The organism is Deinococcus wulumuqiensis R12, from assembly GCF_011067105.1.
Classification (GTDB): Bacteria; Deinococcota; Deinococci; order Deinococcales; family Deinococcaceae; genus Deinococcus; species Deinococcus wulumuqiensis.
This window is the reverse complement of the sequence record NZ_CP049357.1, coordinates 164,932-185,977: the sequence shown is the minus strand read 5'-3', so window position 1 is coordinate 185,977 and position 21,046 is coordinate 164,932. Positions and strand designations below refer to the sequence as shown.

At 66.3% G+C, this 21,046-nt stretch carries 17 protein-coding genes and 1 tRNA gene; 12 read left to right on the top strand and 6 right to left on the bottom strand.

Annotated elements, in window-relative coordinates; genetic code table 11:
• Nucleotides 1-13: 13 nt before the first annotated feature.
• The 7 genes from G6R31_RS00980 to G6R31_RS00950 all read left to right on the top strand — a co-directional run bounded on the left by G6R31_RS00980 (nucleotide 14) and on the right by G6R31_RS00950 (nucleotide 7,809).
• The gene (locus tag G6R31_RS00980; protein WP_017871980.1) at nucleotides 14-685 is read left to right on the top strand and encodes a phosphate signaling complex PhoU family protein; all 672 of its coding nucleotides are present in this window, start codon (nucleotides 14-16) and stop codon (nucleotides 683-685) included.
• A 375-nt stretch (nucleotides 686-1,060) separates the two neighbouring features.
• The gene (locus G6R31_RS00975) at nucleotides 1,061-2,845 is read left to right on the top strand and encodes a M3 family oligoendopeptidase (protein ID WP_225983390.1); all 1,785 of its coding nucleotides are present in this window, start codon (nucleotides 1,061-1,063) and stop codon (nucleotides 2,843-2,845) included.
• A gap of 127 nt (nucleotides 2,846-2,972) precedes the next feature.
• Nucleotides 2,973-3,047 (top strand) — tRNA-Asn (locus tag G6R31_RS00970).
• Between the two features lie 158 nt (nucleotides 3,048-3,205).
• On the top strand, nucleotides 3,206-3,778 hold the full coding sequence (locus tag G6R31_RS00965) for a YcjF family protein (RefSeq protein ID WP_017872039.1): 573 nt from the start codon (nucleotides 3,206-3,208) through the stop codon (nucleotides 3,776-3,778).
• Nucleotides 3,779-4,449: 671 nt separating this feature from the next.
• Entirely contained in the window at nucleotides 4,450-5,415 is a 966-nt protein-coding gene (locus tag G6R31_RS00960; protein ID WP_017871057.1) for an Ig-like domain-containing protein, read from the top strand.
• 362 nt (nucleotides 5,416-5,777) lie between these two features.
• On the top strand, nucleotides 5,778-7,292 hold the full coding sequence (locus G6R31_RS00955; RefSeq protein ID WP_025567000.1) for a glycine--tRNA ligase: 1,515 nt from the start codon (nucleotides 5,778-5,780) through the stop codon (nucleotides 7,290-7,292).
• 100 nt (nucleotides 7,293-7,392) lie between these two features.
• The gene (locus tag G6R31_RS00950; protein WP_017871055.1) at nucleotides 7,393-7,809 is read left to right on the top strand and encodes a hypothetical protein; all 417 of its coding nucleotides are present in this window, start codon (nucleotides 7,393-7,395) and stop codon (nucleotides 7,807-7,809) included.
• A 2-nt stretch (nucleotides 7,810-7,811) separates the two neighbouring features.
• Here the strand turns inward: G6R31_RS00950 and G6R31_RS00945 are convergent, their stop codons facing one another.
• The gene (locus G6R31_RS00945; protein ID WP_017871054.1) at nucleotides 7,812-8,825 is read right to left on the bottom strand and encodes a hypothetical protein; all 1,014 of its coding nucleotides are present in this window, start codon (nucleotides 8,823-8,825) and stop codon (nucleotides 7,812-7,814) included.
• Between the two features lie 92 nt (nucleotides 8,826-8,917).
• Here G6R31_RS00945 and pnp point away from each other — a divergent pair, with 92 nt between their 5' ends.
• Together pnp and G6R31_RS00935 are read left to right on the top strand one after the other, a co-directional pair.
• Nucleotides 8,918-11,269, top strand: coding sequence for a polyribonucleotide nucleotidyltransferase (gene pnp / locus G6R31_RS00940; RefSeq protein WP_017871053.1), 2,352 nt, complete (start codon nucleotides 8,918-8,920; stop codon nucleotides 11,267-11,269).
• A 403-nt stretch (nucleotides 11,270-11,672) separates the two neighbouring features.
• The gene (locus tag G6R31_RS00935) at nucleotides 11,673-12,836 is read left to right on the top strand and encodes a prepilin peptidase (protein ID WP_017871052.1); all 1,164 of its coding nucleotides are present in this window, start codon (nucleotides 11,673-11,675) and stop codon (nucleotides 12,834-12,836) included.
• A gap of 266 nt (nucleotides 12,837-13,102) precedes the next feature.
• Here G6R31_RS00935 and G6R31_RS00930 read toward each other — a convergent pair whose 3' ends face one another.
• The 4 genes from G6R31_RS00930 to ligA form a co-directional block, all read right to left on the bottom strand.
• A complete protein-coding gene (locus G6R31_RS00930; RefSeq protein WP_017871051.1) occupies nucleotides 13,103-13,561 on the bottom strand; it encodes a divergent PAP2 family protein in 459 nt (152 codons plus the stop codon).
• 15 nt (nucleotides 13,562-13,576) lie between these two features.
• Complete coding sequence (gene nusB, locus G6R31_RS00925; protein ID WP_017871050.1) at nucleotides 13,577-14,101, bottom strand: transcription antitermination factor NusB; 525 nt, start codon at nucleotides 14,099-14,101, stop codon at nucleotides 13,577-13,579.
• Nucleotides 14,098-14,496, bottom strand: coding sequence for an Asp23/Gls24 family envelope stress response protein (locus G6R31_RS00920; RefSeq protein ID WP_017871049.1), 399 nt, complete (start codon nucleotides 14,494-14,496; stop codon nucleotides 14,098-14,100). Before G6R31_RS00920 ends, nusB begins: the two co-directional genes overlap by 4 nt.
• A gap of 71 nt (nucleotides 14,497-14,567) precedes the next feature.
• Nucleotides 14,568-16,694, bottom strand: coding sequence for an NAD-dependent DNA ligase LigA (gene ligA / locus G6R31_RS00915; protein ID WP_017871048.1), 2,127 nt, complete (start codon nucleotides 16,692-16,694; stop codon nucleotides 14,568-14,570).
• A gap of 250 nt (nucleotides 16,695-16,944) precedes the next feature.
• On the opposite strand from ligA, the gene G6R31_RS00910 reads away from it, so the two are divergent.
• On the top strand, nucleotides 16,945-18,051 hold the full coding sequence (locus tag G6R31_RS00910; protein WP_017871047.1) for a BMP family lipoprotein: 1,107 nt from the start codon (nucleotides 16,945-16,947) through the stop codon (nucleotides 18,049-18,051).
• 125 nt (nucleotides 18,052-18,176) lie between these two features.
• On the opposite strand, the gene glmM is transcribed toward G6R31_RS00910, so the two are convergent.
• Entirely contained in the window at nucleotides 18,177-19,511 is a 1,335-nt protein-coding gene (glmM, locus tag G6R31_RS00905; protein WP_017871046.1) for a phosphoglucosamine mutase, read from the bottom strand.
• Nucleotides 19,512-19,696: 185 nt separating this feature from the next.
• Here glmM and G6R31_RS00900 point away from each other — a divergent pair, with 185 nt between their 5' ends.
• On the top strand, nucleotides 19,697-20,008 hold the full coding sequence (locus tag G6R31_RS00900) for a hypothetical protein (protein WP_017871045.1): 312 nt from the start codon (nucleotides 19,697-19,699) through the stop codon (nucleotides 20,006-20,008).
• Between the two features lie 120 nt (nucleotides 20,009-20,128).
• Nucleotides 20,129-21,007, top strand: a complete 879-nt coding sequence (locus tag G6R31_RS00895) for a phosphotransferase family protein (protein WP_326923796.1) — start codon at nucleotides 20,129-20,131, stop codon at nucleotides 21,005-21,007.
• Nucleotides 21,008-21,046: the final 39 nt, after the last annotated feature.

Genomic DNA, 21,046 nt, shown 5'->3' with positions numbered 1-21,046 from the left:
TGATAATCAGCACATGTCCGACCTTTCCCACCCCACCCATCTGGCCCAGGCCCAGGTGACGGGGCGGTTTCTGCGCATGCTGAGCATCATTCTGGAACTGCTCGCCGCCGTGCGCGACGCCGACGGGCGGGCCGAGTTCGCCGGGTTGACTGCGCGGGCGCACGAGTTCGAGAGGGAAACGAACCGGCTCGAACGCGAAATCGAGGACACCTGCCTCAGTGCCTTCGCCGCCGGGCTGAGCGAGGCCGACCTCGCCTTTCACCTGATGGTGTTTCGCAGCCTCGCCAACCTCGAACGGGTGGGCGACTACGCCTTCAGCGTGGCCCGCGACCTGGAAGCCTACGCGCCGCGTGCCCGCAGTTCGACCCTGCAGGACCTGCTGCCGCTGATCCGGCTGCTGAGCGAGATGGTCGAGCGCCTCGCCTACGCCTTTGCCGAGCGCGACCTGACGGCGGCCCGCGACGTGATTCGGCTGGACTTCGAGCAGGTGGACTCGCTCTATGAGCAGATGCACCGCGCTTCGCTCACCCGCCTGATGGAGCGGCCCGAGGACAACGAGGTGGCGCTGACCGCCGGGCGCATGGCCCGCAGTCTGGAGCGGCTGGGCGACCACCTCGTCAACGTGGCCGAGCGCCTCGAAACCCTGCTGCTGCGTGAGGGGCGCGTGGCGACGGGCCTGCACTGAGCGTCCGGGAGAGGGCGAGAGCATTTGACAGAAAAAGCGGAGCGTTTCTGTCCGACTTGCAAAGCTGCGAAGCAGAGCGGACTCGGAGAGCTGCCCGGCAGAGCGAGTGAATTCCAATGAGCAGGACGGACTTGTAAAGCTGCGAAGCAGAGAATGGAGCGGGTGGCGGTGCCGTCAGGGCGCACGCGTAATACGGATTCCGATTGAATCTGGTAGTTTCAGATTCAATCCGACTTGCAAAGCTGCGCAGCAGAGCGGATGCGAGTAGGAAAAAATACGGATTCTGCGATATGGATGCACAGGCGGCGCTTTCCCGACTGTGCAGGAATTAAGCGGAATCCGTATAATTCGGAGAACTGCTCTAGACTGGCCCCCATGTCAACACAAGAGATGCCGCGCTGGCGGACCGACGACCTGTACACCGGGCTGGACGACGCCCGCTTCACCGCCGACCTGGAGGCCCTGCGGAGTGAGGTTCGGGAGCTGACCGAGCTGTTCGACACGCAGGGCATTCGCAAGGGAGGCGCCGCCGTCAGCGCTGAGGCGCTCGCGCAGGCCATCGACGCGCTCAACAGCGTTTCCCGGCGACTGGGCGAAGTGCGGGCGTATGTCAACGCTTTTACGTCCACCGACAGCCGCGACGCCGCCGCGCAGCAGCGCATGGGCGAGCTGACCACGCTGGCACTGCCCCTCTCGCCGCTGCACTCCCGGCTGACCGCGTGGCTGGGCGGCGCGGAGGAAGGGCAACTGCACGACCTGTTCGCCGGGTCCGAACTGGTCCGGGACCACGAGCATTTCGTGCGCCGCGCGGTGACGTTCGCCCGGCACCAGATGACCCCCGCCGAGGAAGACCTCGCCGCGCAGTTGCGGCCCAGCGGCGCGGGCGGCTGGGCCAAGCTGCACGGCAACTTCACCAGCCAGTTGCGCGGCGAGTACCGGGGCGAGTCGCTGCCGGTCACGGCGCTGCGGGCACTGGCGACCGACCCCGACGAGAGCGTGCGCCGCGACGCCTTCGACGCCGAACTGAAGGTCTGGGAGCAGAGCAGCACGGTCACGGCGGCCTGCATGAACGGGGTCAAGGGCGAAGACGGCACGCTGGCCCGGCGCCGGGGCTTTGCCGAGCCGCTCGACGTGAGCCTGCTGCAAAACGGCATCGACCGCGAGACCCTCGGCGCCATGCAGGGCGCGGTGGTGCGCTCGCTGCCCGACTTCCGGCGGTATTTCGCGGCCAAGGCGCGGGCGCTGGGCAAAGAGAAGCTCGACTGGTGGGACCTGTTCGCGCCGCTGGGTGAGTCGCAGACCGAGTGGACCTACCCGGCGGGGGCAGACTTCGTGGAGCGGCAGTTCCGGGGCTACTCGGACAAGCTGGGAGACTTTGCCGCCCGCGCCTTTGCCGAGGACTGGGTGGACGCCGGACCCCGCGACGGCAAGCGCGGCGGGGCGTTTTGCATGGGCTGGCGGCAGGGCGACAGCCGCATCCTGATGAACCACAGCCCCAGCCTCGACAGCGTGTCCACCCTGGCCCACGAACTCGGGCACGGTTACCACAACCTCGTCAAGGCCGGGCGCACCCCGCTGCAAAAGCAGACGCCCATGACGCTGGCCGAAACCGCCTCCATCTTCTGCGAAACCATCATTCAGAATGCCGCGCTGGAGAGTGCCGAGGGCGCCGAAAAGCTGTACGTGCTCGAAACGCAGCTCCTGGGGCACGCGCAGGTCGTGGTGGACATCCACAGCCGCTTCCTGTTCGAGCGGGCGGTGTTCGAAAAGCGGGCCGAGCGTGACCTGACCGCGCAGGAACTGTGCGACCTGATGACCGGGGCGCAGCGCGAGAGCTACGGCGACGCCCTCGCCACGCTGCATCCCTACATGTGGGCCGTCAAGCCGCACTACTACGGCTCGACCTTCTACAACTACCCCTACACCTTCGGGCTGCTCTTTGGCCTGGGCCTGTACGCCCAGTACGAGAAGGCCCGCGCCGAGGGTCAGGCGCAGGACTTTCAGCGCCGTTACGACGAACTGCTGTCCGCCACCGGACTGGCCGACGCCCGCACGCTGGCGCAGGATTTCGGCATCGACCTGCACGCGCCCGACTTCTGGGAAGGCAGCCTGAACGTGATTCGGCGCCAGATTGACGAGTACGAACGCACGGTGGACTGAAGTCCGGGATGGGGGCGGCAGGGCGAGCCACAACAGGGCCAGCCCTGCCGCTTGCGCGTTTGGGGAGTGCGTGCTACTATCCCTCTCGCGCCGGAAACGGCACGCCACGCGCAAAGCGCACAAGTGTTCGGCAGTAGCTCAGTGGCAGAGCATCCGACTGTTAATCGGACGGTCGTTGGTTCGACCCCAACCTGCCGAGCCAGACAAAAACCCCCGCCCCCGTGGTGGGGGTTTTGCTTTGCTCTTGGGCAGGACAAAGGTTGGGCAGGGCAAAGGGAAGCGGCGGAGCACCCGGTTTTCTCAAGCTCCGGTCCGGTTGACCTTATCCTTGGGGGCGGGCCAGGACACTACACTTGGTTCATGCTGCCTCTGCTCAAACAGGTGCTCGACAACTTCAACTTCGATGTGGACGCCGAGCGTTCCAGGGAAGAGAACGTCGAGGAAGTCATCAAAAGCGCCGCGCTGCTTTCGGGGGCGGTGTCGGCCGAGCCGATTCCTTTTGCCGACATGCTGCTCATCACGCCCCTGCAGGCCAAGATGGTGCTGCACATCGGCAAGATCTACGGGTTCGATATCACCCCCGAGCGCAGCCGCGAAATCGCGCAGGAACTCGGCGCGACGCTGGCCTACGGCATGGTCGCCCGGCAGGTCATGCGCGGCGTGGCGAAGATGGCGCTGCCCGTGATCGGCGGCATCATCACCGCGCCCGCCGTGTACGGCTGGACCTTCGCGCTCGGGCGCATGGCGCAAAACCACTTCGAGCGCAAGGCGCAGGGGCTGCCCCCCGCAGGCCGACAGGAGCAGACCCGCGTGATTCAGGAGTCCAAGGCCCAGACCCGCCGGGTGCTGCCCAGCCCGCAGGACTTCAGCGACCTCGCCAGCGAACTGCGCCGCCGCGCCGAGGAAAAGGAAAAGGGCACCAAAGGGGCCTGATACGGATTCCGCTTAATTCCTGCACAGTCGGGAAAGCGCCGCCTGTGCATCCATATCGCGGAATCCGTATTTTTTCCTACTCGCATCCGCTCTGCTGCGCAGCTTTGCAAGTCGGATTGAATCTGAAACGACCAGATTCAATCGGAATCCGTATGATCAATGGTTCGGACAGTTTTGAGAACCTGGCTTCTGAATTGCGATGAATGCGGTGTTTTTAGCTCCTCCCCCCTTGCGGGGGAGGCTGGGAGGGGGGTAACATAAATGGCGTCCCAGACAACTAAATCGCAGTTTCTTCAGCCGAAAATTATGAATCTGTCCGAACCGTTGATGATACGGGGCTGGGCTTTACTCCGCACATCCGAGGAAAGCGCCCGAATGTGCTCTGCTTCGCAGCTTTGCAAGTCCGCGTCGCCCAGCCCAGTACTTTCTTTCCTCCCCGCGCTGAAAGCGGGCTAGGGAGCGGTTCTATCGGCCCTGCGCCGCTTCGCTCCGCTCGGAAAAACAGTTTGGATCCCCAAACTATTTTTCAAAGCCGTATGACCCGGCCTCCCCCATTCCCCCCTGCCCATCCCCTGCGGATGGGTTTTTCTCTGTCCAGGAGGCCCAGGCAATCGGTTCATTGCTCAAGAGAACGGGGTTGCGCAACTCACACACAGTCAATAGGCTGAAGCATGATCAAAGGCACCTTTTCTCTGCTTGCTGCGGGCCTGCTGTTGGTGGCCTGCGATTCCACGTCCGCGCCGCGCCCGCCGGTCAGCTACGCGCCCGAAGTCACGCTGAACAGCGACCCGGTGACCGACCCGCAGCGGGTGGACCTGCGGGCCACTGTGACCGCCCGTGACGCGGTGGAGCGTGTGGCGTTCTACCGCGACGGCAAACTGCTCGGGGAGGACCGGGAGGCGCCCTACACCTGGACCGACCGCATCGAGGACGGCGTGACCTACACCTATCAGGCCTACGCCTACGACGTGGCGGGGCGGCGAGGCGTCAGCGACTATTACGACGTGAGACAGTCCCCCGCCCTCGAAAGCGTCAGCGGCCAGCTGTACGACTTCACGTCCCTGACCGCGCCTGCCGAGGTCAAGCCCTGGTCCGGGGGCGCCGGGACAGCCGAACTGCTCGCCGGGGGACAGAGCGTGCAGAAAGCGCCGCTGGCCGCCGACGGCACCTTCACCTTCGACCTGAAGCAGAAGGCGCCTCAGAGCGGCTGGCTGCCTGCCACCCCACAAAGCCTGCTGACCCTGCCGGGGCTTTCCGGCTGTCAGGGAACGGCCAGCAGCAGCGACCCGGCGGCGCGGCTGGTGCTGGGCCAGGTCAAGGTCAGCGCGGGCAAGAGCGGCGACGCTGCGCCCCTTAAGGTGCTGCCGCCCACCCAGGCAGGCAACGCCCAGCTCAATTACTTTTCGCTGGGTACGCTGGTCTACGCCGACCGCGCCGTCAGCCTGACGGGTCGGCTGACTTGCCCAGCGGGCCAGAGCCGCACGGTGGTGGATTTCCAGTTGCCGCTGCAAAAAGGCTGGAACAAGGTCACGCAGCAGATCACGAAGCCTTCCGGCGCAGCGTTGCCCTCGCAAATCAGTTTTGCCAGCAACTTCCCGCAACCCGAGCAGTGGGTGCTGGTGCCGCAACTGCCCTGACCGGCGGCCCGCCAGCTTGACCCCCTGCCCCGCCCCGCGTCACAATGCGCGGGAGGCGACGAACCGCAGGAGTAACCGCAAGGGCGTTCACGAGCGAGCCTGAGACGGTGAGAGTCAGGCGAACAGGCAGGCGGCGAAGGGCAGCGGGGAGCCACAACCGGAAGGAAAGGTGCCAGCGAGTGTCTGGAACTGGGGTGGAACCGCGCATGTCCCGTGCGTCCCCGGATGAGCAAGCCACGAAAGGGGTGGCGACTCGTCCGGGACGTTTTTTGGTTGATAGTCGATAGTTGATGGTTGATAGAAAAATCCTTTCCCCATCAACCATCAACCATTGACCATCAACGGCGACTGAAAGGAGCCATATGCCCGCAACTTCAATGGAAGAACTCGTCAGCCTGTGCAAACGCCGGGGCTTTATTTTTCAGGGGTCCGAGATTTACGGCGGCCTGCAGGGGTTCTACGACTACGGCCCGCTCGGTGTGGAGCTGAAAAACAACATCAAGGCGGCGTGGTGGCGCTCCAACGTGTACGAGCGCGACGACATGGAAGGCCTGGACGCCTCCATCATCATGCACCGCATGGTGCTGCGGCACTCGGGGCACGAGGCGACCTTTTCCGACCCCATGATCGACAACAAGAAGAACAACAAGCGCTACCGCCTCGACCACCTGCTCAAAGACCAGAAGGCCGACGTGCAGGCCAAAGTCGCCGAAATCATGGGGGAAAGTGCGGACAACTTTGCTGCGCTGGTGGCCGCCCTGAACGCCAAACCCGCGCAGGCTTCAGCCGCGTTCAAGGAAGCGGGCGTGCGTGACCCCTTTTCCGGCGAGGTGGGCGACTGGACCGACCCCAAGCCGTTCAACATGATGTTCAAGACGACCATCGGCCCGGTGGCGGACGACGAGAGCTACGGCTACCTGCGCCCCGAAACCGCGCAGGGCATCTTCACCAACTTCAAGAACGTGGTGGACTCCACCAGCCGCCGCCTGCCCTTCGGCATCGCGCAGATCGGCAAGGCGTTTCGCAACGAAATCACGCCGCGCAACTTCATCTTCCGGGTGCGTGAACTCGAGCAGATGGAAATCGAGTTCTTCGTCGTGCCGGGTACCGACGAGGAGTGGCACGAGCACTGGCTGGAAAAGCGCCTGAAATGGTGGGAAGACCAGGGCGTGCCGCGCAGCAAGATCGAGATTCTGGACGTGCCGAAAGAAGACCTCGCGCACTACTCCAAGCGCACCTACGACCTGATGTACGACTACCCCACCCTGGGGCACGAGGAAATCGAGGGCATCGCCAACCGCTCCGACTACGACCTGGGCAGCCACACCAAGTCCCAGAGCGAACTCGGCCTGGTGGCGAAGGTGGAAGAAAACGCCGACTCCATCGCCAAGCTGACCATTCCACACCCTGAGACGAATAAGCCGGTCGTGCCGTTCGTGATCGAGCCGTCGGCGGGCGTGGACCGCGCCATGCTGGCGGTGCTGAGCGAAGCCTTTACCAAGGAAACGCTGGACAACGGCAACGAGCGCATCGTGCTGAAGCTGAAGCCCCACCTCGCGCCCATCAAGGTCGCCGTGATTCCGCTGGCCCGCAACAAGGAAGAAATCACGAGCGTGGCGAAGAAAATCAAGGCCGAACTGCAAGGCCTGGGCCTGGGCCGCGTGCTGTACGAGGACAGCGGCAACATCGGCAAGGCCTACCGCCGCCACGACGAGGTGGGCACGCCGTTTTGCGTGACGGTGGACTTCGACACCGTAGGCAAGGGCGAGGACGCTGCCCTCACCGACACGGTGACGGTGCGTGACCGCGACACGCTCGCGCAGGAGCGCGTGAAAATCAGCGAGTTGGCGGGCTGGATTCAGGCCAAACTGCGCTGATGAGCCTCAAACCGTCAAACCGCTGAATTCCTGTTCAGCACCAGCCCTCGCCTCTGCGCGGGGGTTTTTCGTTTTTCGGTTCCTCTGCCACAATCTCCCCATGACCCAACGAACCGAGGAGCAGTATCTCGACCAACTGATGCAAATTGAATTTGCTGTGCTGGGCTTTTTCGACGACCATCCGGAACTGACCGACGCGGTGGTGGACAGCGCCTACGAGGAACTCGCCAAACGCTACCGCGCCGAGGCGACGGCCCATGAGTACAAGCCGGGCAAGCTGGACGGCCTGCGGCTGGAACTCCACGACACCCTGCTGCCGCTCGCCGAGATGCTGGTGGGGCGGCCCGACAACGTGATGCCGTATGCGCCGGTCAGCGCCCAGGCCATGCAGGACGTGTTCAAGCGGCTGCGCGTCAGCATCAAGCGCTGGGGCAAGGTAGGCGGGCGGCAGGCGTATCTGAACTTCATAGGCGGGCAACTCGGCGGCCTGGAGCTCGACGGGCTGGACGAGGACTGAACCTACTCGCGGCGCAGCGGCAGCCAGTGGCTGAGCGTTCCGCCGCGCGTGATGGCCCACAGTTCGCCCGCCGCGCTCACCCCCACATCGGCGTAGTCGCCGCCGACCGTTTCCAGCCGCCGCAGCCGCCCACCTGAGGTTCCCAGCAGTTCCAGACCCCGGCCCGTGGCGGCCACCACTCTGGTTCCGCCCGGAATCCGGACCACGGCGCCCAAACGTTCCCCACACGGCAATGACGCCAGCGCCCGGCCCGTCGCCGCGTCCCAGAGGCGCACCTGACCGTCCGCCGAGGCGCTGAGCAGGCGCGCAGGCGAGAGAAACAGCAGGCCGACGAGTCGGGCGCGGTGGGGCGCCTTGCCCGGCTCGTCACCCAGCACCCGCAGGGGCCGCCCGGTCACGCCGCTGCGGAGAATGACCCCGCCGCCCAGCGAACCGCTCGCCACCCGCTTGCCGTCCGGACTGAAGGCGAGGGCCGAGGTCCAGTTGGGTTTCAGGCCGTCCCTGGCCGTGGGCGGCGTGACCGGCCAGAAGGCACGGGGGCGACCGACCACCACACGGACCAGCCACGTCTGGCTTACGGTATTGACCCCAGCCAGCACGTAGCTCTGACCGTCGGGCGCAAATGCCAGGGCACTGACGCCCGCGCCGTCGCTGCCCTCGCGGTTGTCCCTCAGCTTGCCCGTCCAGGCGTCGTAGTCGAGCGTCCCGGTGTGGGCCGACCAGAGGGTGCGGCTGTCGGGGCTGAACAGCAGCGTCTTGCCGTCTCCATTGGCGGCGGGCACCCGGTAGAGCCGCTGCATCTTCGCGGTGTCGCGCACCTCGATGCGGGTGTCGTAGGGCGCGTAGGCGGGCGTGCGCGGCGCCGGGCGGGTCAGCGCCAGCAAGCGCCCGTCGGGACTGACGGCGATGGGGGCGTGGCCCAGCCCAGGCCAGGTTTGCAGCAGGGTAAAAAAGCTGCCGGACGCCCCAGCGAAGCCGCTGAGTAGCGCCAGCATCAGCACCAGATGGCGGGTCATGCCGCCAGCTTAAAGGCCGGGCAGGGGCGGGCGCGTCCGCCTTTCGGTGGATGTTCCTTTCCTGGGAGCAGCCGCGGGCTAGACTGCCCCCCATGATTGGAAAGACCTTTACCACGGTGCTCGGCGGACGCGAACTGAGCATCGAGACGGGCAAGCTCGCCAAGCTGGTGAGCGGCAGCGTGACCGTGCGCTACGGCGACACCCTGCTGCTTGTCACCGCCCAGGCCAGCGACACCCAGAGCAAGCTCGACTTTTTGCCGCTGACGGTGGAATTCGAAGAGCGCCACTACGCCGTGGGCAAGATTCCCGGTTCCTTTCAGCGCCGCGAGGGCCGCCCCGGTGAAAAGGCCATTCTCTCGGCGCGCATCACCGACCGCCAGATTCGCCCGCTGTTTCCCAAGGGCTACCGCCACGAAACGCAGGTCATCATCACGGTGCTTTCTGCCGACGGCCAGAACGCGCCCGACGTGCTGGGGCCCATCGGCGCCGCCGCCGCGCTGAGCGTGAGCGACATTCCCTGGGCCGGCCCGACCGCCTGCGTGCGCGTGGGGCAGATCGACGGGCAGTACGTGGTCAACCCCACCACCGAGCAGCTCACCCGCAGCCGCATGGACCTCGTGGTGGCGGGCACCCGCGAGGCCGTGATGATGGTCGAATGCGGCGCCCAGACGGTGAGCGAGGAAGAACTGGTCAGCGCCATCGAGTTCGCGCACCGCGAAATGCAGGGCGTGATCGACCTGATCGAGCGGATGCAGGCCGAAGTAGGGCGCGAGAAATTCAATTTCCTGGTCGAGCAGGACCTCGCCCACGACTATGTGCCCGAACTGACCGAGAAGGCGCTGGCGGGCGGCCTGAAAGACGCGCTGCTCACCCACAGCAAGAAGGAACGCGGGCAAAAGACCAAGGCGCTGCGCGACTCCATCATCGCCGGGTACGTGCCCGACCCCGAGGCCGAGGGCGCCGCCGAACTCGTCACTTCGCTCAAGAACGCCTACTACAAGGTCGAAAAACAGGAACTGCGCCGCCTGATTCTCGAAGACGACCTGCGGGCGGATGGGCGCAACTCGAGGACCGTGCGTCCCATCTGGATTGAGGCCCGGCCTCTGCCGACCGCGCACGGCAGCGCCATCTTCACGCGCGGCGAAACGCAGGTGCTGGGCGTGACCACCCTGGGCACCGAGCGCGACGAGATTCTGATCGACGACCTGAGCGCGGAAAACGGCGACAAGTTCCTGCTGCACTACAACTTCCCGCCCTACTCGACGGGCGAGGTCAAGCGCATGGGCGGGCAGTCGCGCCGTGAAATCGGGCACGGCAACCTCGCCAAGCGGGCCATTCGCGCCGTGCTGCCAAGCTTTGAGGAGTTCCCCTACGTGATTCGCGTGGTGGGCGAGGTGCTGGAATCCAACGGGTCGAGCAGCATGGCCACCGTCTGCGCGGGCACCCTCTCGCTGATGGACGCGGGCGTGCCGCTCAAGGCCCCGGTCGCGGGCGTGGCGATGGGTCTGGTCATGGAAGGCGACAAGTACCGCGTGCTGACCGACATCCTGGGCCTGGAAGACGCGCTGGGCGACATGGACTTCAAGGTCTGCGGGAGCGCAGAAGGCGTGACCGCGCTCCAAATGGACATCAAGGTGGGCGGCATCACCCCGCAAATCATGCGTGAAGCGCTCGCGCAGGCCCGTGAAGGTCGCCTGCACATCCTGGGCAAGATGGCCGAGGTGCTCGCCGCGCCGCGCAGCGAACTCTCGCCCACCGCCCCACGCATCCTGAGCATGAAAATCAACCCCGAACTCATCGGCAAGGTCATCGGGCCTGGGGGCAAGCAGGTGCGCGAACTCGAAGCGATGGGCGCACAGGTCACCATTGAGGAAGACGGCACCGTCCGCATCTTCAGCGCGTCGGGCGAGAAGGCGGAGGCGGTCAAGGCCCGAATCGAGGAAGTCACCCAGGAAGCCAAAGTCGGCCAGGAGTACGAAGGCACCGTGGTCAAGGTCGCTCCTTTCGGTGCGTTCGTGAACCTGTTCCCTGGTCAGGACGGGATGCTGCACATCTCGCAGATCAGCGAGGACCGCATCGAGAGCGTGGACGAAGTGCTCAAGGTGGGCGACAAGCTGAAGGTCAAGATTGTCAACGTGGATGACCGGGGCAAAATCGACCTCATTCGCCCGGAGCTGGAAGGCAAGGTCGCCCCCCGCGAACCCCGCGCCCCACGCGGCGGCGACCGTGGCTCGCGCCCTCCCCGTGATGGGGACCGTGGCCCGCGCCGCGACTTCGGTGAGCGTGGTCCGCGTCCTGAGCGTCCCGAAGGCCAACGCACCGAAACCCAGCCCCGCAGCGATAGCCCCCGCGCCGAGCGCCCGGCGACGGCTCCGGCCCCCCAGGAAGGCGGCCAGAGCAGCGACACGCCCGCCGCGCCCGTGTTCCCGAGGCGCGAGGACTGAGCGCACAACCAGAGCTTCCGCCTGGGAGGAAGGGGCCGTGCAGGTGCCCTTCCTTTCTTTATGTGCGGGTGGCTTTGCGGCGGGCCATCAGCCCTGCAAACAGGCTCAGGGTCCCCAGCACGAGCGGAGCGAGGCCGGAGTAGACCGAAATTCCCGCAAAGAAGCCGAGGTAAAGAACCTACCCCCGCCAGTTCGCCCAGCACAGCCAGAAAGGTCAGTTTGGGCAAGTGCCGCCCCAGCGACCAGCCTCCCAGCAGGGCCAGCAAAGAGGCCGTGACGGTCACCGCCCAGTGCAGCGAGGTGACGACAGCAGGGGAACTGGCGACGGGCATATCCAAACTGCCGTTACGTCCTCTGCTCCCTGACAGTTCCCTGTGACGCCCTGGCCCGTAGGCTGGGGGGCGTGAATGCCGACTCCCTCATCGTCCTCTTCGCCGGGCTGCTGGGCCTGCTGGTGGGGTCTTTTTCCAACGTGCTGATCTGGCGTCTGCCGAGGGGCGAAAACATTGCCTTTCCACCGAGCCACTGCCCCAAGTGTGACCACGCGCTCAGCCCGCTCGACCTCGTGCCGCTGTTTTCCTGGCTGTCGCTGGGGGGCAAGTGCCGGTATTGCCGCGCGCCCATCAACCCGCGTTATCCGGTGGTGGAAGTGCTGACGGGTATCGGATACGCCGCCATTGCCGCCACGTTTCCGCTGGGGGTGTACGGGGCGGGCACGCTGGGGCTGATGGTGCTGTTCACGATTCTGCTCGTCGGCAGCGCGATTGACCTCGACACCATGACCATTCCCGACGAACTGACGCTGCCCGGCACCCTGCTCGGCGTGCTGTTCGGGCTGGCGGGCGCGGGCGTGTACGCAAGGGAGGGTCAACTGGGCCTGCCCAACGTGGCGCAGGCGGTGGACGGGGCACTGATGGGGGCAGGCGTCATCGTGCTGATCAGCGTGTTCGGGTCGTGGGTGCTGCGGCGCTTCCGTGAGCGGCAGTGGCCCGAAATGCCCATCGGCTACCAGCAGATCAGCCTGGGCTTGCTGGCGGGCGCGTGGCTGGGGCCGTGGTGGGGGCTGGGCGCGGCACTCCTCTCGGCGGGGGTCAACTTGGCCGCAAAGAAGGCCGTGCGGGTGCCTGAGCTGCTGACCCTGGGCGGCTTTCTGGTCAGTCTGACCCTGAGCAGCGCGGGCACGGGGCCGGGCCTGCTGGACATGCTGCGCGGCGGCCTGATGGCGGCGGGCGCCGTGTCCCTCGTGTGCGGCGTGTACTGGTGGATTTACTGGCGGCGCAACAAGGGGGCCGAGGACGACAGCACCGACGAGCAGAGCGACCCGGTGGCGATGGGCTTCGGGGACGTGAAGCTCGCCGCCGTGATCGGGGCCTTTCTGGGCTGGGAGCGGCTGCTGCTGGCGGTGGTGGTGGCGATTTTTGCCGGGGCCGTGCTGGGGCTGGTGCAACTGGCACTGAAAAAGGAAAACCGCGTCAAATTCGGCCCTTATCTCGCCCTGGGCGCCCTCGTCGCGCTGCTGTGGGGCGGGCCGCTGATCGCGTGGTATCGGGGCGTGCTGGGGCTGTAGGACGAGCTTATACGGATTCCGATTGAATCTGGTCGTTTCGGATTCAATCCGACTTGCAAAGCTGCGCAGCAGAGCGGATGCGAGTAGGAAAAAATACGGATTCCGCGATATGGATGCACAGGCGGCGCTTTCCCGACTGTGCAGGAATGAAGCGGAATCCGTATAAGGAGTCGAAGATGGACCCGACCAGAGTGAGATAGAGAAAGAGAAAGAGAGGGGGCCTTTCTGCTGAAACTTGCAGAAAGGCCCCTCTCCTTCATTCCGGCCTACAGCACCCGGAAGGCAAGGAACGCCGCGAAAATCCCGATGAGCGTCCCCACGAACACTTCGAGGTAGGTGTGCCCGAGCAGCACCCGCAGCGGCTGGGGCGCGAAGCCCTCGCGGACCACGGCACGGAGTTCATCCACGAGCTCGTTGAGCAGTCTGGCCTGCACGCCGGACGAGTGGCGCACGCCGGTGGCGTCGTACATCACGATCAGGGCGAAGGTGGCCGCGACGGCGAACAGCGGCGTGTTCCAGCCTTCGGTCAGGCCGATGCCAGTGCTCAGGGCCGCCACCATCGCCGAGTGGCTGCTGGGCATGCCGCCGGTTTCCATGAAGGCGCCGGGGTGCCAGCGGCGTTCGAGCAGCAGAATCAAAAGGACCTTGATCACTTGCGCCGACGTGGACGCGACGATGGCCGTCCACAGCCAGCGGTTCCCGAGCAGATCGGTCAGGGTGTTCACGGCGGGCGGAGAGGATCAGTCCTCGTGGCGGGGGTCGGGGCCGGGTTCGCTCACGGCGGGTTCGCCGCTTGCCCCCTCGTCTGCCCGCAGGTTGCGCGACAGTCCGGCCAGCACCCCGTTGACGAAGCGGCCCGAGTCGTCGCCGCCGAATTTGCGGGCGATACGCACGGCGCTTTCGATGACCGGGGGGTGGGCTTCGGGGGTGTAGAGCAGTTCGTAGGTGGCGAGGCGCAGCACGTTGAGGTCGGTCTGGGCCATCTGGTCGAAGGTCCAGCCCCGGATGGTGCGGTGCAGCAGGTCGTCGATTTCGTCCCGGGACTTTTCCAGCCCGCCCACGAGTTGCCCGGCAAACGCCAGCGCGTCGGGGCCGAGCTGCGGGAAGGTGTCGTCGCCCTCCCGCATGATGCCCTCGGCGCGGGTAAAGACGGCCTGGAGGGGCATTTCGCCCCGGTCGGCCTCGAACAGCACCCGGAAGACGAACTCACGGGCGGCGCGGCGGGTGCCCACCGGCTGCGCGGCTTTCTCGCGGCGGCGGGTCAACTCGCTCCCTGACCCTTCTGGACTCCTTGCCCCTTGTGGCTCTGCTGGGCGTCCTGGCTTTTGGGCAGGCACACGCCCTGCACGGAAACATTGACGGTCTTGACCTTGAGTCCTGTCATCAGCTCGATGTTCTCACAGATCGAGCGCTGGGCCTGCTGCGACACCTTGACGAGGTGCTGGCCGTACTCGATGTTCAGACCCACGTCCACCGACACCTCCTGCCCCTCGCGGGTCACGCGCAGGGCGCGGGGGCGCCGGGCGCCGGGCTGGTTGCGGATGACTTCGCCCACCTTGATGGGCGCGGGCGCGATTTCGATGCCCTCGATGCCGTCGAGGGTGGTGCTGGCGATGTCGAGCAGCACGCTCTTGCTGATGTCTACTTCGGGGGTGGTCATGCTCGGAAGCCTCCGGGCGCGGGAGAGTGAAAGTCCGCGCCACTTGTGGGAATCAGGGTAGCAGCCGGCGGTCAGCTTTCGGCAGCGGATTCAGATGAAGTGGGGACAGATGAAGGCTCGGCCCCGGTGCCGGCCTGCCCGCGCTCCAGCAGCAGCGCCGCCAGTCCCGCTTCGTCCAGCACCGGCACGCCGAGTTCGCTGGCGCGGGCGAGTTTGCTCCCCGCGTCCTCGCCCGCGACCAGATAACTCGTCTTTTTGGTCACGCTGCCGGTCACGCGCCCGCCCGCCGCTTCCAGTTCGGCCTTGATGAGGTCACGCGGGCGCGAGAGGGCGCCGGTCAAAACAAAATTTAGCCCCCTGAGCTGGTCGGTGCGGCTGACCTGTTCGGCCTCGGGAGACACGCCGCTGGCCCGGAGCCGGGCAATCAGGTCGCGCATGGCGGGGTCGGCCAGCGCCGCCGTCACGCTCTGCGCGATGATGCCGCCCATGCCGGGCACCGCCTCGATTTGCTCCGGCGTAGCAGAAAGCAGCTCATCCAGCGTTCCGAAGGCCCGCGCGAGCGCCTGCGCGTTGCGTTCCCCGACATGGTTCATGCCCAGCGCGTTGATGAGTCGCCACAGCGGGCGGGTCTTGCTCGCTTCCAGTTGGCCCAGAATGTTCTGCGCCTTCTTGTCGCCGCCGCGTTCCAGTCCGGCGAGCTGCTCGGCGCTCAGGCTGTACAGGTCAGCGGCGTCGCGCACCAGCTCCTGCTCCAGCAGTTGCGTGACCAGCTTTTCCCCGATGCCGCGCACGTCCATCGCGCCGCGTGAGACGAAATAGCGCAGGCGCTCGAAGCTCTGCGCGGGGCAGGCCGGGTTGGGACAGTAGGTGTTGGCGTCGCCTTCCGCCCGCACGGCCACGTGCCCGCAGACCGGGCAGTGGGTCGGGAACTCGAAGGGGGCGGCGTCCGCCGGGCGCCTGTCCAGCACCACGCCCATGATCTGCGGAATGACCCCACCCGACTTGCGAACCCGCACGGTGTCCCCTGGCCGCAGGTCCATCTCGCGGATGTAGTCCTCGTTGTGCAGCGTGGCTTTGCTGACGGTGCTGCCCTCGATCAGTCGGGGCGAAAGGTGCGCGAGCGGCGCGAGTTTCCCGGTGCGGCCCACGTTCACCGTGATGCTTTCGAGCACCGTTTCGACTTCTTCCACCGGGAACTTGTAGGCAATCGCCCAGCGAGGCGCGCGGGAGGTGAAACCCGATTCCTCCTGCAAGGCCAGCGGGTCGAGCTTGAGCACCGTGCCGTCGGCGTCGAACTCGAAATCGGCGCGGGCGGCCACCATGCGGGCGTGGTAGTCGGCGGCGGCGGCGAGGCCGTGCAGACGCTCGGCGTGGCGGCTGGTGGGAAAGCCCCGCGAATTCAGCCACTCCAGCACCTCCCATTGGCTCTGCGCGGGCACGCCATCGCGCTTGCCCAGGGCATAGAAAATCGCCTTGAGATGCCGGGTGCGCGTGACTTCGGGGTCTTTTTGCCGCAAGGCTCCGGCGGCCCCGTTGCGCGGGTTTTTCAGCAGCGGTGTGCCGAGTTCTTCGGCCTGCGCGTTGAAAGCGGCGAAGTCGGCCCGCGACAGGTAGACCTCGCCGCGCACTTCGAGTTCACCCTTCAGCCCGTCGAGGTTCTGCGGCAGACCGGGAATGGTGAGCACCTGCGCCGTCACCATCTCCCCCACCCGGCCATTGCCCCGGGTGGCCGCCCACTGCAACTCGCCGCCGAGGTAATACAGATTGACGCTCAGGCCGTCGATTTTCAGTTCGCCCGTAAAGGTGAAGTCGTCATGCTCGGGCGGCAGGTTGAGCGAGCGGGCCAGCTTTTCCTGCCAGTCGCGCAGCTCGTCGTCGTCGAACACGTTGTCGAGGCTGGTCATCTGGGTGGGGTGGGTCACCGGCAAAAACGCGCTGCCCGGGGCGCCGCCCACTGTCTGGGCCGGGCTGTCTCCCGCGGCCAGTTCGGGGTGCGCCGACTCCAGTTCGCGCAGTTCGCGGGCCAGACGGTCATACACGTCGTCGGGGACGGTGGGCGCGTCCTGCTCGTAGTAGGCGCGGTTGTGCCGGGCCACCTCGTCACGAAGGGCGAGGTAACGGTCGCGCAGGTCGGGCGACACGCCAGATGCGGCGTCCGGGTCGGTCACGGCGTCGGTCAGGTCGGCGGGGTCGGTCATGACTTCAGGGTAACGCACCCGCCAGTCGGGTCAGGGCAGAATGAACGGCTCGATTCCTGAAGCAGCGAACTCTGGCCCTCACCCCCGTCAGGGGAACGTCAGTCTTCTTGCCTTAAGCTCACCGTGGCTTCTCTATACTTGGTGCAGGTCTGACCAGACAACTTTTGCAGACCCCAGGCAGCCGTCATCCGCCTCCCTCTGCTTTCCACTTCCTTTCTGTTTTCCTCATTTCTGTTTTTCTAGGAGACCCATGAAAAAAATCGTCACCCTGGCCCTGACCCTGAGCACCCTCGGCGCTTCCGTCGCCTCGGCGCAGGCCGTGCGCGTGGGCATGGCCTACGACGCGGGCGGCAAGGCCGACAAGAGTTTCAACCAGAGCGCCTATGAGGGCAGCCAGCTCGCCGCCAAGAAACTCGGCGTGCAGGTCAAGGACTTCGAGCCGAGCGACCCCAGCCAGATCATCCAGGGCGTGCGCTCCTTCGCCAAGGAAGGCTTCGACCTGACGGTGGGCGTGGGCTTTGCCAACAACGCCAGCATCACCCAGGTCGCCAAGGAAAACCCCGACCTGTACTTCGGTCTGGTGGACGACGTGAGCACCGGCAAGAACGTCGCCAGCCTGGTGTTCAACGAGGAGCAGGGCAGCTACCTGGTCGGTTACCTCGCCGCCATGAACAGCAGCACCGGCGTGGTGGGCTTTATCGGCGGCATGAACATTCCCCTGATCCACAAGTTCGAGGCCGGCTACAAGGCGGGCGTCAAGGCCGCCAATCCCAAAGCCGTCGTCATCTCGCAGTATGTGGGCAACACCCCCGAAGCCTGGAACAACCCCGGCAAGGCGAAGGAAATCGCCGCCAGCATGAAGGGTCGCGGCGCCGACATCATCTTTGCGGCGGCGGGCGGCTCCGGCAACGGCCTGATCGACTACGTCAAGCAGACCCAGTGCCTCAAGGCCGCGCAACTGCCCAAGGGCGTGACCTTCAAGTCCAACAACTTCAAGAACGTGAAAAAGAGTGCGGCCTACACCAAGGCCTGCGCGGGCAACACCCGGCCCATGTTCTTTATCGGCGTGGACAGCAACCAGAACTACCTGGGCGACTTCGACAAGAACCCTGGCACCATGAACCACGGCCTGACGAGCATGGTCAAGCGGGTGGACAATGCCGTGTACGCCCTGATTCAGGAAGTCAAGAACGACAAGTTCAGGGGCGGCGAGCGCCGCTTCGGCCTCAAGGACGGCGGCGTCACCTACGCCGTGGACCAGTACAACAAGGGTCTGCTGCCCGCTGCCCAGATCGCCAAGGTCGAGGCCGTGAAGCAGAAGATCATCAAGGGCCAGATCAAGGTGCCGACCAAGTAAGCCTAAGCCCCTCCATCACCTGCCGCTCCTTCGGGGGCGGTTTTTTGTGGTGGAGGGTGGAGGGGAAAGGGAAGAAGAAGGCCCGGTTCTCCGTGAGGAGGCCGGGCCAGTCGGGCGAGGGAGCTTCAGGCTCCGGCGGCTCCGCGTTCCTCGACCACTTTGGCGACGGCAGCGGCAATTTCGTGAATCTCGGCTTCGTCCTGGCCCTCGACCATGACCCGAATCAGGTTCTCGGTGCCACTCGGACGCAGGTTGATGCGGCCCTTGCCTGCCAGTTTGCGTTCGGCGTCGACCACCGCCTGCTGCACGGCGGCGTCACGGGCGATGGCCTTCTTGTCCCCCACGCGCACGTTGACCAGGGTCTGCGGGAACATGACCAGGTCGTCGTGCAACTCGTCGAGGGTCGTTTCCAGCTTTTTCATGCTGGCGAGGGTCAGCAGCGCGGTCAGCACGCCGTCCCCGGTAGGCGACACGTCGAGGAACAGCACATGCCCGCTCTGCTCGCCGCCCAGGTTCAGGCCCTTGGAATGCAGGCGTTCGTGAACATAGCGGTCACCGACGGCGGTGCGCTCCAGCGGAATCCCGGCCTCGCGCAGTTTCACCTCCAGCGCCATGTTGGTCATGATGGTCGCCACCACCGCCTTTTCGCCGCGTGCCCGCGCTCCCAGCAGCAGCATGTGGTCGCCGTGAATCAGGTTGCCGCGCGAGTCCACCAGCAGCGCCCGGTCCGCGTCGCCGTCGAAAGCCACACCGAGGTCATAGTCGCCCTCACGCACGATCAGGCGCAGGTGGTCCATGTGGGTCGAGCCGCAGTCGCGGTTGATGTTGCGCCCGTCGGGGGTGGTGTAGACCGCGAACACGTCGGCCCCCGCCGCCTGAAACACCTTGGGGGCCACCCGGTACGCCGCGCCGTTGGCACAGTCGAGCGCGATTTTCAGCCCCGAGAGGTCGGGCGCGTGCGAGCGCAAAAAGGCAGTGTAGAGCCGCTCGGCCTCCGTATAGTTGGTCACGCTGCCGAGGTCCACTCCGGTCACCGGGGCGAAGTTCGCCACGTCGTCGATAGCCGCTTCGATTTCGAGTTCGGTGGCGTCGTTGAGCTTTTGCCCGTCGGCGCCGAAGAACTTGATGCCGTTGTCCTGGTAGGGGTTGTGCGAGGCGCTGATGACCACGCCCGCGTCGGCCTGAAGGTGCCGGGTCAGGTAGCTCACCCCCGGGGTCGGCAGCACGCCGAGATGAATCACGTTCACGCCCCGGCTGGTCAGGCCCGCCGCGAGTGCCGCTTCCAGCATGTCCCCGCTCTGGCGGGTGTCCTTGCCGATGACCACACTGGCGCGGGAGTTGCGGCGCTTGAGGACTTCGCCCGCCGCCGCACCGAGCCGCATGACCCAGTCGGAGGTCAGCGGAAATTCACCGGCGACAGCGCGCACGCCGTCCGTCCCGAAATACTTACGTTCAGTCATACCGCTGCCATGATACGTCGGTGAGTGGGATGTGTACGAGGCTCAAGATGTTCCACCGGAAGGCAGCCCGCTTGTTTCCGCATCTCCGGCACGGACGACGCTCCCGACGCGCCCCAGCCGGAGAGATGAAGTCTCTGAGGGAAGGGTCAAGGCAACCTTTCACCCCTGAGCGGCGTAATGGGAGCATGAGCAGCTTTTCAGGTGGGGGATTTTTCGGACGCAGCCATTCCAGCGGGCACCGGCGCGGCGGCATGATGCCCGGTGGGTACGTGCGGGGCGGGTACGCGCGGGGCCACTCGCACTCCAGCGGTCTGCGCGGAGGCATGATGGGCGGCCTTCTGGGCGGCAGCCACAGCAGCGGGCACCGGGGGCGCTACGTGCAGGGCGGGCATTACCGCCCCGCGCGGCGTGGTGGCCTGGGCTGCCTGGGCGTCTTTGCGGTGGGCGCGGCGCTGGTCGGCAGCGGGGTGGCGGGCCTGCTCTCGCTGCTGGGCTGAGCGCCCCTGAAGGCTTTCTGGTTTCAAGACGGCTGGGCCACCCTGCGCGCGGCAGGCCCGGCTTCTTTTGCCCGCTGCTGGCCGCGTGACCTCACGGCGGCGTTTCCCGGCCCCCGGCGGCTGGTCGAGAGCTGGCCGGGAGACGGCGCGAACTTTGCCCGCTACGACACGGCACACGGCCCGCTCTTTCTGAAGTACCTGCCTGCCGGAGAGCGCACGACGCGCTATTTCCGGCGGTTTCAGCGTGAAGTCACGTACCTGCGCGACCTCGCCCCGCTGGTGGACGTGCCGCACGCGCCGCTGCTGCATGCGGCGCTGAACGCCGAGCACCGGCGGGCGCACCTGCTCACGCCTGACCTGACCGCAACCACCTGGGGCTGGGGCCACTTCGGGACCGACGCCGAGCGGGAAGCGGGCCTGCATGACGTGGCCCGGCTGCTGGCGCACCTGCACGCGGCCTGGGCTGGGCATCCGGCGCTTGGGCATCCGGCGCTCAGGGGCGACTGGGCCTGGCGACCGGACGAGGTGACGCAGGAAGGGCAGGGGCTGGCGAAAAGGTACACCGGACCCCACGCGGCGGAGGTCGGCGCGGCGGGGGAACAGTTGCCCGCATTGCTCGCCGCCGCGCCGCTGCACACGCTCACGCACGGCGACATTCACTCCGGGCAGGTGCTGTGGCCGCGCGACGGGTCGCCGCCGCTGCTGATCGACTACGGACAGGCCCACCCCGGTCTGCCCGGTGACGACCTCGCCCACCTGCTCGCTGTGCGGTTGGATGCGGGGGAAAGGCAGCGCTACGGCGACGGCATGCGCGGGGCCTACTGGGACGAACTGGCCCGGCGCGGCGTGCGGCTGAGCCGGGCAGAGCAAACCGCGCAGGAGCGGGCCGGAGTCGCGCTGAACCTGCTGGCGACGGCGCGGCAGGCCGGGCGGGAACCGGGAGAAGGCGTGCGAGCAGCCCTGGACAACGTGGCGCAGGCGTGGGCGGAACTGGCCTGACAGGACTTTGGGAAAAGGGAGAAGCCCCCGAACGCGCTC

What these genes read in the sequence shown, in the direction of transcription:
- G6R31_RS00980 (WP_017871980.1), top strand. Translation starts at nt 14, where the DNA reads ATGTCCGACCTTTCCCACCCCACCCATCTGGCCCAGGCCCAGGTGACG.
- G6R31_RS00975 (WP_225983390.1), top strand. Translation starts at nt 1,061, where the DNA reads ATGTCAACACAAGAGATGCCGCGCTGGCGGACCGACGACCTGTACACC.
- G6R31_RS00965 (WP_017872039.1), top strand. Translation starts at nt 3,206, where the DNA reads ATGCTGCCTCTGCTCAAACAGGTGCTCGACAACTTCAACTTCGATGTG.
- G6R31_RS00960 (WP_017871057.1), top strand. Translation starts at nt 4,450, where the DNA reads ATGATCAAAGGCACCTTTTCTCTGCTTGCTGCGGGCCTGCTGTTGGTG.
- G6R31_RS00955 (WP_025567000.1), top strand. Translation starts at nt 5,778, where the DNA reads ATGCCCGCAACTTCAATGGAAGAACTCGTCAGCCTGTGCAAACGCCGG.
- G6R31_RS00950 (WP_017871055.1), top strand. Translation starts at nt 7,393, where the DNA reads ATGACCCAACGAACCGAGGAGCAGTATCTCGACCAACTGATGCAAATT.
- G6R31_RS00945 (WP_017871054.1), bottom strand. Translation starts at nt 8,825, where the DNA reads ATGACCCGCCATCTGGTGCTGATGCTGGCGCTACTCAGCGGCTTCGCT.
- pnp (WP_017871053.1), top strand. Translation starts at nt 8,918, where the DNA reads ATGATTGGAAAGACCTTTACCACGGTGCTCGGCGGACGCGAACTGAGC.
- G6R31_RS00920 (WP_017871049.1), bottom strand. Translation starts at nt 14,496, where the DNA reads ATGACCACCCCCGAAGTAGACATCAGCAAGAGCGTGCTGCTCGACATC.
- ligA (WP_017871048.1), bottom strand. Translation starts at nt 16,694, where the DNA reads ATGACCGACCCCGCCGACCTGACCGACGCCGTGACCGACCCGGACGCC.
- G6R31_RS00910 (WP_017871047.1), top strand. Translation starts at nt 16,945, where the DNA reads ATGAAAAAAATCGTCACCCTGGCCCTGACCCTGAGCACCCTCGGCGCT.
- glmM (WP_017871046.1), bottom strand. Translation starts at nt 19,511, where the DNA reads ATGACTGAACGTAAGTATTTCGGGACGGACGGCGTGCGCGCTGTCGCC.
- G6R31_RS00900 (WP_017871045.1), top strand. Translation starts at nt 19,697, where the DNA reads ATGAGCAGCTTTTCAGGTGGGGGATTTTTCGGACGCAGCCATTCCAGC.